The organism is Bacteroides graminisolvens (genome assembly GCF_963666085.1).
Classification (GTDB): Bacteria; Bacteroidota; Bacteroidia; order Bacteroidales; family Bacteroidaceae; genus Bacteroides; species Bacteroides graminisolvens.
This window is the reverse complement of sequence record NZ_OY762556.1, coordinates 1388683-1400584: the sequence shown is the minus strand read 5'-3', so window position 1 is coordinate 1400584 and position 11902 is coordinate 1388683. Positions and strand designations below refer to the sequence as shown.

Annotated in this window: 5 protein-coding genes; all 5 read right to left on the bottom strand. The window is 48.1% G+C overall.

From position 1 onward, the window contains the following. Nucleotides 1-38: 38 nt before the first annotated feature. Complete coding sequence (locus ACKPCE_RS05745; RefSeq protein WP_319504477.1) at nt 39-941, bottom strand: glycosyltransferase family protein; 903 nt, start codon at nt 939-941, stop codon at nt 39-41. 116 nt (nt 942-1057) lie between these two features. Further along, nucleotides 1058-3406 carry a translocation and assembly module lipoprotein TamL gene (gene tamL / locus ACKPCE_RS05740; RefSeq protein WP_319505926.1) on the bottom strand — a complete coding sequence of 783 codons (2349 nt, stop codon included), beginning with the start codon at nt 3404-3406 and terminating at the stop codon, nt 1058-1060. A gap of 4 nt (nt 3407-3410) precedes the next feature. Then, a complete protein-coding gene (locus ACKPCE_RS05735) occupies nt 3411-7868 on the bottom strand; it encodes a translocation/assembly module TamB domain-containing protein (RefSeq protein ID WP_319504476.1) in 4458 nt (1485 codons plus the stop codon). Between the two features lie 382 nt (nt 7869-8250). Continuing rightward, nucleotides 8251-10569: an ATP-binding response regulator gene (locus tag ACKPCE_RS05730; protein ID WP_319504475.1), complete on the bottom strand. Its 2319-nt coding sequence runs from the start codon at nt 10567-10569 to the stop codon at nt 8251-8253. Next, nucleotides 10550-11899, bottom strand: a complete 1350-nt coding sequence (locus ACKPCE_RS05725) for an MATE family efflux transporter (protein WP_319505925.1) — start codon at nt 11897-11899, stop codon at nt 10550-10552. Before ACKPCE_RS05725 ends, ACKPCE_RS05730 begins: the two co-directional genes overlap by 20 nt. Nucleotides 11900-11902 lie beyond the last annotated feature (3 nt).

Genomic DNA, 11902 nt, shown 5'->3' with positions numbered 1-11902 from the left:
CAGCCTCAACTAATCCTTTGTGAAATCGATGTGCCTATTTAGAACAGCTTGGCAGGGTATTCACCCGCATCAACCAAAGCCTGTATCTTATCAACTACTCCCTGGCGATCTTCAGCATAAGTCACGCCGAACCATTTAGATGTAGTATCCAACACTTTCACGCGGGCTGTATTTTCATTAATCAGCTTGTTGACCATCAGCGGAATGAAGTATTCAGCTTTCAGGTTACCCATGTTCTCTTTGAGGAATTCAACGAAATAATCTTCCGAATACTGAAAATAATCAGGAGTAAATCCCCACATATTCATAGAGACCGGTGTGTTGTCTGCAATCGACACCAATTGACCATTCTCATCAGTAAAAGAAACTTTTCCATCGATACGCTCAATAGCAGTACGTTCAACAACCGTTGTAAGGTAGCCTTCCGCGTTTGTTTCGCATACCCCACGTGCCACAGAACCACTTTCCGACAATGTATTACCTACACGATAGCCCACCATGCAGTAATCATTCTTCTTACCGGCCATTGCTGATAATTCTTTTCCCAATACAGCAAAACTGTCGCGACCATAAAAGTCGTCGGCATTGATAACGGCAAACGGCTCATTAATAACCTCTTTACCCATCAGTACGGCATGATTGGTACCCCAAGGTTTCACACGGTCGGCCGGGCAAGTGAAGCCTGCCGGCAATGAATCGAGTGATTGAAACACCAATTCTACCGGGATGTGATTTTCATATTTGCTTAAGATCTTATCTCTAAAATCTTGTTCAAAGTCTTTACGAATAACAAAAACGACTTTACCAAATCCGCCGCGAATAGCGTCGAAAATAGAATAATCCATAATGGTTTCACCATTAGGACCTAGTCCGTCAAGCTGTTTGAGTCCCCCATAACGGCTGCCCATACCAGCAGCCAACACAAATAAAGTTGGTTTCATATGTACCTGAATATTAAAGATTAATAGTACGATTTGTAACTGCTTGCAAAAATACAAAATTTACCTTCTACGCGGGTCAAATTATGATTCATTTCTTTCTAATATAACGTATTTAATTAAAACGGATAGCCTATAGCCAAGTGCCAGCCCAGTCCGTCTTTGAACTTCGGAATGTTATAATACCCTTTACGTGATGTAGTATAAGGCAAGTGCAAAGCCACTCCGCAATCCACCCTTATTACAAGGAAAGAAAGATCGTAACGGAGTCCGGCACCGGTTCCAACTGCAATTTCATCGGCCAGCCCTTTCCATTGAAACTTACCACCGGGTCGTGTTGTGTCGTCTCGCAAAAGCCATACATTACCTGCATCCATAAACACCGCTCCATGCAAATCTTGTATAATACGAAAACGATATTCCATGTTCGCTTCCAAACGAATGTCACCTGTCTGATCAATGTACGCATATTTATTATCCGCTGCCGGGTGATAACTTCCCGGTCCTAAGCTACGTATTGTAAAAGCACGTATACTATTGGCTCCACCTACATAAAACTGCTCACTATACGGAGCTACATCCGAGTTTCCATAAGAATAAATGAGTCCGCCTGCCACCCGCGTTGCAAGCGATTGATTCTTATCAATATTCCACGTGTAGCGCAGCTCCGAATTTATCTTCAGGAATTGTGCAAAAGGCGCACCCAGCAAGTCTTTCTGCTCGCTGAAACTCTTCCCGAAAGCCCTATAAATACACGAAGTAATATTACCGGCCGAAGTCAGGGTTGTTTCCCACCACAACCGATTTCGCGCATTTCTTCTTCCGCTGGTATCATACGTGTACGTATAACTCATGGAAGGAATAAACTGATTATTCAAGCTCAAGTAGAGCGATTTGTTCTCATTGGCTATGGAATCAAACAAATGCGTGGTACTTTGCAGTACATTGAATTTCAGTTTAAACGGAATGATAGTATGCTTGCTCGTACGCGTAGGGTTAAACACATACGTTGCATCGCCCCCAAAAGCCAATATCTTGAAGAAGCGAGCCCGGTTCAATTGGTCGGCATACAGATTAAAAGTAGTACTTGCCGGGAAATCATAATCTTTTTTGCCCAGTCGGGGAAAGAGAACCCGGGGAATAAACAAGGAAGCCGACACCCCGTATTCATAAGAGTTCATTAACGAACCATTATCGGTGTTCTGCGCTCCTGTTTGCCATTCATACGAACCCTTCAGTCCAAGAGTCAGATTCTCTCCACCTCCAAACAGATTCTTTCTTGTCACACTGAAAGAAGCTCCCGGACCTGTTTGGTCATTACTTTTTGTTGTAATGTTGAGATCGAGTTCACCGTCGAGAGGCAAGTCATACGCCGTGCGGATATTCACGTTCAGCACATTGCAAGCATCCGTCGAGTCGCGTGGCGTGTAATTCATCTCCACATAGCGGAACATACCCAACTGCGTGATACGCTCTTGCGTACGCGTATCTCTAAAATAAGAATAAGTCTGGCTCGGATGGAAACGCAACTGCTTGTACAAAACATCCGGTCGCACCTTCAGCTTGTCGTAATAATAAATCTTCAAGTCCTTGTACATCATCGAATCATTGGGCGCTTCGCCATACACACCGTTCAAGTGCACGGCCATATCGCCCACATTCCATTTTCTCAGCGCCTCTTTAGGCACGCCCGCCTTGGGCACTATCTTCATTGAAATTTTACCGGGAACCAAAGTCGTATCGGCCAGAAAAGAAAAATAATCGGGCCGATAATAATAATACCCGCGATTACGCAGCAAACTACTCAGCCGGGTACGTTCTTCGTCGAGGGTGATAACATTAAATTGTTTCCCAACGTGCAACAACGTTCTCTGCTGTCCGGCTTGCAAAGTATTCAATAAATCGGGAGTAAACCGTTCGTATGTTACCGTGTCTATCAGATACGGGTTCTTCATATCTACCAAATATTGCACCTTTGCCTTCCGTGGATTCTTTTCATCGGGTATGATCTGATACCCCACTGTTCCGTTAAAGAAACCATAATCATGAAGCAAGTTGGTACCTACCTTGGCACGAATATCAGGATTGACAGTAGAAATAAGTACAGGCTTGGCCGCCAGTTTATTGAAAATGAACTTCCCCAGTCCCTTTTGTCTGTTGACAAAGCTATTATAAATCCACAGCCCATAAGGAAACGGAAACCGATGCACCGAACTTCCTAAAATAGAATTGTTGGGAGCCGTAGCCAATGCGGCCGTCAGCTCGGTCATAGTCTCTGCCCCTGCTCTGTCTTTCGCCTCGTTCCTGACCACCATCTTTTTCTGTCCCGTATACAAAACTTCGCCTTCGGGCAGGTTGCGCGTAGTAGAGCAACCGGCAAGCAAAAGCAGGAAACAGGTGGTTATCGCAGCCAGATAAAGAGTATTTCTTACCTGCAACTGTTGAATGGTGATTCTATTCTTTTTCATCATGTTACTTCTTCCGTTTAAAGATAAAGAGTTCGCTTAACCGGCTCATTTTCTTGCGGAGCACAATACCCACTCCGGTCTCGGTAATCTCTCCTTCCAAAATACTTTCGTTGTCCTTGTTGTGGAACAGTCTGACATAGCGTGTGCCCGAATTATCCAACCGATACTCAAGCGACACATTATCAATGAACGATTCGTCTTGCTGCGTTTCATTTCCGGTTGAGATCGTTCCTCCGATCACAACCTGCACACGGTTATTGAAGAACCGCTGGGCATAACGGAAATTGTAATCCGTACGTTTCCCACCCGCATCAGCTCCATCATAATTTTCCATTCCGAAGGAAATGTTGACTGTCTTCAGTGCCGAACCCGCCACATTAGCAATCTGCTTCTGCAATACGGAGTTCAATGCAGCACCCATATCCAGTCCGCCGCTTTTGTTTCCTGCGCCTGCCATGTAAACACCTGTGGCCAACAAAGCGATGGCTTGCTTGCTGCGCTCTTCGACCGACATAGCCGCCAGTTCATTCTGTACGCTCATGTCTTCGGGAGCTTCCAGGTTAAACAGAAGTTCCAGGTTTTCCATGCGGTTTTTAACCCCCACACTGACATCAAAGTTAACCATGCGTGGCGATCCTCCCTCCTGAGAAACAGAAGCACGCACCCTTTCGGTAGCCTTAAAGTTCAGCGAAGGATCCATGGGATTGCCACTCCACTCCACATAACTACCGTCGTTAATCTCAAACTCTTTAAGCGGAATAACCGGAAGCGCATACTTTAAAATGCCTCCCGATAAGGTGTATCTTCCCGAAAGTCTTAAATCACCACGGGGAGAATATTGCAGCGAGAGATCACCGCCGCCCTCCAGTTCCACGCGACTGTTCCTGTCGGGACTCAAATCAGCTTTCAGTCGCACAGCAGGATCAATGTGTACCGTCATCAACATATCCAGTCCTCCCAAAGAGACAACCCGTTCATCTTGTTTTTTCTGCGACAGCGTATCGGCAAACGAAGTGAAAGTAACCAAATCGCCCAAACGATCCTGCACGGTAAGCGGAGAGTCTTTCAACACATACGTAACGTCCGTATTGCCCAATACATTCATATTTCCGCGCATCACCAGCGCATCAAGCGGTCCGCGCACAGTGGTATTCATATCGACAAACACTTTTCCGTAAACCAGGCTTTCTTTGGTGCGGGGAGCATCAAGCAGCGTATAGTTGGAAGCCTTCAACGTTAAATCGGCAGTAGGGCGCGACAAGTTGCGGAAGTCTACCAGACCGTTTATCGCAAACGGATTCTTGCTGGTAGTATAGATAGAAAATTGGTTAAACAACATGCGGCTATTCTCAATCTTTACCGGACGGTTATCAAACCAATAGCGGGCGCCGGCCTGACTGGCATACACCGACACGCTATCGAGCATCAACTCTCCGTTGGCCAAAGGTTTAGAGGTTGAACCTCTCAGCTGAAGACTCCCGTCGAGATCGCCCGAGAGGGTAACGACCTGGTCAGGAATAAACACATTGGCAATCTGAAGCGGGAAATGTTCCAGTGCCGACTCCACGTCCAGACTGTCGTTCCGGGAGAAGTAATTGCCGTTAAGCGTCATCACCTCCTTGCCCTCGTGCGTAAGGTAGCTGTTCACATAATGCATTCCGTCGCGGCCGGGCAGCCAAGTTGCGCCCAACCCCACATCGCCTACACGTTGATGTTCATAAACCAGTTCATCAATAACCGATTCTGTCGAAATCTGTAAGGAGGTGGCCGTCTGCACCAAATGAGCCTCAGCCGATAACACCCCGGCAAACTGGGGAAGATAAGGCAATGCCTCACTTATTTCCGCCAAACGAATGCGGCGCAACTCTATATCCATGTTTTGCAGAAACGTAGTGTCGGGCAACGAATGAATACGCACTCCCATGCCGTCTTTATCGAGCATCTCTACATTAGCCAATACATGCTTATCGTGACGGAGATACACCCCGTTGTCTTCATTGAAACGAAACTTTCTGAACGCAACAATAGGCTCTTCGGGAATAAACTTCAGCAAAATTCCTCTGTCTTTGGGACGAGCATTGACGCCCAGCAAAACACCGGTTTCTCCTTTCTCATTAAGGTATTCAACCATCAGCTCAGCATCTTCGTTTCTGATCTCACCGGTCAGGAATGCCTTGAAGACAAACTGCGGATTACCGGGCATGTTAATAACGCCACCCCGAATATTGAGGCGTGTCGTGTCTTGGCGAATATTCAGAAACACCGTGTCGAGCCGGGTGGAGTCGACCGAAAGTCCGCTAACCGTAGCTCTTCCGTTGATGCCTCGGGCGGGCGTTGTCCCAAAAAGAACATTCACTTGATTATACGTAATGTCTTTCATGGCCAGGTACCGACTGAAAGGATTGTCGGGACCTGCCGTCAGACGCAGTCCGGCCGAAGGCAATACTTTGCGAAGCGCTGCGTGATCCAACCGTTTGTTGCCCACCTGCTTCATTAATACTTCGGAGAAAAGTACCGATTGCTTCATCAACTTCTCGAGCGTGGTGCGACTGCGGAAGTTAAGTTTCAAGTCGCCCGACTGCAATGTCATTCGCACAGAGTCTTTACGCGTTTGACCCTCCAGCTGAAAGGCGAACGGCTTTTTCATCGGTCTGGGGAAATAGCCCAGTTTGTACCAGTTAATCTCTTCCACATTGAGCAGCAACGAGGCATCCGTATAAGAGCGCCTGAAATGATAACCGGCATCTGCGGTCAGTTTCACCAACTCGTTGTTACTCGTGAGGTTCGCCGTAAGCAGTGTGTTTTTCAGCGCACCTTTCAATGCCACATCGGCTATGTGAAACCTGCTGTAAACCAACTCTTGCAAATGAAAGTCAAAGCGGGCAACAGCTTTGGGCGACATAAAATCAATGCCCTTACCGCTTGCTTCGGCCCGGGCCGACAAAGAATAAATGGAGTCGCGAGACAAGAAGTGTTTCACCTGCACACCTTCTGCCATCAGTTGCGCGGAATAAGCTTCCGTCACCGTATGATATGAACCCGTAAGCGAAAGCGAGCTTTCACCGTCTTTTGCCCGCAGAAGTGCAGTCAGACGGTCGCCCCGCAGTTCGGCACGGGTAATGAATGTCATGTTGGCGGGTATGGCGAAACGACCTTTGGCCGACGAAGCCAGCGTGGTAAGGAAGTCTAGGTTCTGTCCCAGCATTTGCAGATGGAACTGAGCGTATCGCTTCACAGAGTCCGAGAAGTTAATCAATTCTCCGCCGCCGCTGGCAGAAAATGCCCCTGGCAATTCAGCCTTCAACTGCGACAATTGCATGCCCGACAAATTTCCTTTCAGTGCCGCTCGCACCATCAGCGGGCGAAACGGGTATTCTTTTCTAAAAGCCTCGGGCAAAGCTCCGGCAAAAAGCAACACATCTTGCTTGCCAATGCGGGCATCGAACAGCATGTCTACATCGCCCTTATCGGGGTTTTCCACAAAACTCCACGTGGTATTTGCCGTTAATTCCAATTGCGAGTGGGGTGTTTTCAGGGCTAACTGCGGCAAACGAATGGTTTTTTGGTTGGCAAGAAGCCGACCGCTGAGCGACTGAACATTCAGCCCCGACCTCTCATTCATGGAGAACGAGCGAATAACCGCCTGAATGTTGTGCCCCTGTGCCGATAAAGAATCCAACCGGAAGTTGACATCACGCAACTGAATGTGTGAGGGGTCGAAGCCCGGGTGTGCTTTTCTTTGCCCAACTAAATAACGAACCGACGAGCCATTGACAGCCAACTGCCTCAACGCATAGGCTTCTTTGTGAAGATCCACATGGAGCTTCTGCAAGTTTGCCCTGCCCAAGTGCGCGCCGATTTGCGTCGAATCATCGTCGAGCTGCATAGAGAAAGATACATTTTTCACCTCCATTTGCTGCAAAATAATCTTCCAGGGAATCTTGGCGGCAGTAGTATCTTTGGGTTCAGGAACCGTGTCCTTCAACATTTTCAGTCGAACGTGCGTGTCGCTCAGTTCGAGGGCGTTGACAATAGCCGTCTCGTGCGACAGGTCTACTCCGTGGCTTCGAAGAGAAAACGTACCAAGAACACCTTGCAACTGCATGCCTTTTATGAGATGCGCCGAATTAAAGCTGGTGCTGCGCAACGTTAAGTCGTCCACCTCCACTTCACCGCGAAACAACGGCAACACCTGTATGCGAACATTTAAACTGCCCATGGACAACAGAGTGTCTTTGTGCTGAATAACACCCACGTCACTCAGCTGCAAATTAAACGGAAAGCGAAGATCGATGCGCCTCATGCTTATTTGCATTCCTGTGGCTTGAGAAGCGTACCGGGTGAGTTCCTTGCGTAATAAATTCTGTACAGGCGGAATGTAGAGTGACAGCATCAGCACAACAAACAACAGTATCGGTGCCAAGATGATGATAGCCGTTCTTTTAATCCATTTCCGTTTCATAAGAATCTATATTGGTATCGTTTACTACACAAATTAAATAATTAAAATCAGAAAAGAAAAACTTCCTACAATAAAAAACAAAATAAAGTATGCTAACCTGCCAAACAAGCCGTTTTATTGTGGTGAACCGGGAAACTTTTTGTTGAAAGAAGGAATCATTGAATGACAAAGCACACCCCACTTGAATTGCCGGTGAACAAATTGCGTATACACCCGGGTGTACAACCTTTGTAGACCCGGGTGTACAAGGTCTGTACATGGGGGTGTACAGCTGCTGTACACCCGGGTGTAGAAAGAAATTGTAAACGAGCAAATCGGATCATTGCAACCGGCATTTCAAAAAACGGCTGCCTGTGTTTCGTGCGGGTTGTTACACCTCCGGTTACAGCGTATATTGACTTTTGATGAGTAATGCCTGTTCAACCACCTCTTCAGTGGCACGCAACGCAGCAGCAATCTTGGTGTTTATTTCCTCGCAATAAGCGGTTCCTCTTTGTTGTTCCAGCCAAGCAAGCAAAGCAGCGGCCTCAGCGGCTCGCAACAGGGTGAACAACGGAAGCATTTTGTGTGCCAAGGCAGCTACCTTGTCGGCATCGGCAGTCTGCCCGGCTTCGGTCAGCAACGCCTGATTCTTACGGGTTTCAGTAATAAAGCTGTCTATGATGCTCAGCGCTGCCTCGGCATCATCGGCCGAGAAGGCCAGCAAAGCGTCAAAGTCAAACCGCCCGCCACGGTTTTCTACAGCCTCAGCGGGTGTAACAAATGCAGGCACTTCCCGACTGGTGCACTTCAATACTTCAAGCAGTTCCTGTACGGTGAAAGGTTTATGCAGACGGCCCGCGAAACCGTGCTCGCGGAAAGATTCTTCACTCATATCACTTCGGGCGGTGACCGCCACCATGGGTATGTTCTTTGCCTGAGCAATATTCGATGCACGAAGGAGTTTTAGCAAATCGAATCCGTTGATGGCGGGCATCTGTACGTCGGTCAGCAACACATCGAATGTGTTTTCGCGCAATTGGTTCGTAAGTTCTTCCAGCTGCTCGCAACAGGTAGCCGATATGCCGTAGGCTTCCAGCATGGAAGCCGTGAGGTTGAGTTGTATTTTGTCATCGTCAATCAGCAGAACGCGGAGGTTCATACAGGGAACGGTGGGGGTTGCCCACTGCGGTTCACGTGATCCTTCGGAAAGTGCATCTTCTTTGTCGCCCTTATCCACCGTTGGGAGTGGCAGCGTAACGCGAAACGAACTTCCCTGCCCGAGCTGCGATTCCACTTCGATGTTCCCTTTGAGCAGATGCACCAGCTTGTGCACGATGGAAAGTCCCAGGCCGAAACCTTCTTCTCCCTGCGCACCGGGTAGGCGGGTGAATTCTTGAAAGATGCGCTGTTTATCGGCTTCTTCCATGCCTTTACCCGTATCGGTTACGGTGAGGTGCAAGCAGCCGTCGTGGTAATCCGTATGCAGAGTAACACTGCCGCTGGCGGTAAACTTTACCGCGTTGGACAGAAGGTTGTTGGCTATTTGCCGTATGCGCAACGGGTCGCCTTTAAAATAACCGTTGAGTGCAGGGTCTGTCTCACAAATCAGTTGCAGCTGTTTAGCGCGGGCAAGTGGTGTGAAGCTGACTTTAATTTCGTCAAACAGGTGAGCGGGATTAAACGTGATGTTATTCACCTCGGTCTTGTTGAGGTCCAGACGGTGGAAATCGAGCAAATCTGTCACCAGCTTTAGCAGGTGTTCCGACGAGCTTTTCATGTTTTCCAAATAGAACGCCTGCCGATCGTCGGCAACAAGTCGGGCAAGCAAATCGGTGTATCCCATAATGGAACCCAACGGTGCTTTGAAATCATGTGTAATGGTCAGCATCATCTTCTCGCGCGCTTCGAGCAGTTCGCCCGCCCGTTTATTGGCTTTCTCCAACTCTTTTCGGTAACGGTTACTGCGGGTAATGTCGCGCCAAATGAGTGTGAGGAAGATGACCGACAACAATACGGCTCCCAGCGCTATAAAACCGATGGTTTGTATGGAGCGTTGCCGCACCTCGCGCCCCAGCTGTGCCTGTTGCAGACTTCGTTCGCTGACTTCCTGTTCCAGTCCTTTGATCAGGCTGTCTATCCGCATGCTCAGTATGCTGTCTGTTTGTTGGAGCAGTGAGTTATTGGCGGCTTGTGCCTTGCGCGCCTTTTGTTTTATCTGACTGATGCGACGTATTTTCTGGTGCAAAGAATCGGCCGCATTATAAGGTTGCAGCACCGTATCTGTTCTGAATTCGAGGGAGGTATTAAGCACAACGGCAGTATCTTTGGAAGGCACAAACGCTTCGGCCAGGCGCTTAAAGAATCCTTTCTTCTTAACGGGTCTTATCACCGAGTCGCGCTTGGTGATTACACGATGCTGCACGCGCTGCCGATTGATGTCTCTGTCTTGCTCGGAGATGATGCGCTCTAAATCTTGTGTAGACAATAAGGAACTGTTGGCATTACTCAGTTCTTGCAGCATGGCAATGGTATTGTTGTCTTTCTTGCGCAAGAGGAGCAGCAGACTGTCGGTTTTTGAGCTTTCTTCCGTATCCGAAGCAACCAGACTCTGCATTTCGTTATAGATAAACAACAAAGAAAAGAACAGTGCGGCCAGCAAAAACAAATAACCGGCTGCAACTTTCATTTTAGTAACTATGTCATTCTTTACCTTTTGCATGCTTTCTAAATCGTAACCAGAACATGACGCCTGCACTAGTTAAGCCGAACGGAAGTGCCATCCACACGCCCACGGTGCCCCAGTGAAGCACAAAACCGAAGAAATACCCCAGAGGCAAAGATATAATAAAATAAGAAATAAAGGCAATAAACATCATCGGTTTCACATCGGCCACCCCGCGAAGAGCATTGGCAAAGGTAATCTGCAGGCCATCGCCAAACTGAAACAGCAGCATCGGTATCATCAGGGTTGCCACCAGCGCGGAGACTTCTGTGCTTTCTGTAAACCAACCGCCCATGACATTACGCAAAAGGAAGAGCACGGACGAGATGGAGACGGCCAACACAAGGATGATTCGCAAACCGGAATAAGCCACCCGACGCACATTCGCCCAATCGTTCTGCCCGCTAAAGTGGCTCACCCTAACTGCTACAGCCGCTCCCATGCCATAGTACACCAAGAATGCCACGGTGGAGATGGTGCACATAATTTGGTGCGCCGCCAGCGGAAACGTTCCCAGCCAGCCAATCATCACGGCACTCAGGTTAAACGAGGCTGTTTCCATGCCCATTTGTAAACCGATGGGCCAGCCAAGGGCATTGAGTCGGCGAAACGTTCCCGATAGCCGAACGGAACGGAAGAAACCTATTTTGTAACGGGTGTAACGTTTGCTTAGAAAAAAGATCCACACGAAAGCAGCCAGCATGGCTATGCGCGAAAACAGGGTACTGATGCCGGCACCCAGCAAACCCATCTCGGGGAATCCGAACTTTCCGTAGATGAGCAGGTAATTGCCGATGATGTTCATGGTATTGCCCGCCAGCAAAATCCACATGGCTGTTTTGGTATCGGTTATGCCGTCGGCAAACTGTTTGAAACCGTTAAACAGCATAATGAATACCAGCGAGGCCAACAAGGTGAGGTAATAGGGCTTAATGAGTGGAATGAGTTCCGCCGGTTGCCCCAGGTTCCCCACGTTGAGATAAAGAATATAAAAGAATAAAGTAAGCAATAAACCAACCAGTGTGTTGGCCAGCAGGCTTGATTTCAATGCCGCACCTGCTTCGTGAAACTTCTTGCTGCCATAGAATTCTCCGATTACCGGTGTTAATCCGTACGAGAAACCGGTGCAGAAAATGATTCCCAAGTTAAACATGTTATTTACAAACGACGCGGCTCCCAGTTCGGCTGTGCTGTGATGCCCTATCATTAGGGTATCGGCAAAGCTTAATACGATAACACCTACCTGTCCGATGATGATAGGCCATCCCAGATAAATAAGCGCTTTGTAATGTCCGGCGTTCGAAATCATGTTCTTTGGTTGGTTCATTGT

What these genes read in the sequence shown, in the direction of transcription:
- ACKPCE_RS05745 (WP_319504477.1), bottom strand. Translation starts at nt 941, where the DNA reads ATGAAACCAACTTTATTTGTGTTGGCTGCTGGTATGGGCAGCCGTTAT.
- tamL (WP_319505926.1), bottom strand. Translation starts at nt 3,406, where the DNA reads ATGAAAAAGAATAGAATCACCATTCAACAGTTGCAGGTAAGAAATACT.
- ACKPCE_RS05735 (WP_319504476.1), bottom strand. Translation starts at nt 7,868, where the DNA reads ATGAAACGGAAATGGATTAAAAGAACGGCTATCATCATCTTGGCACCG.
- ACKPCE_RS05730 (WP_319504475.1), bottom strand. Translation starts at nt 10,569, where the DNA reads ATGCAAAAGGTAAAGAATGACATAGTTACTAAAATGAAAGTTGCAGCC.
- ACKPCE_RS05725 (WP_319505925.1), bottom strand. Translation starts at nt 11,899, where the DNA reads ATGAACCAACCAAAGAACATGATTTCGAACGCCGGACATTACAAAGCG.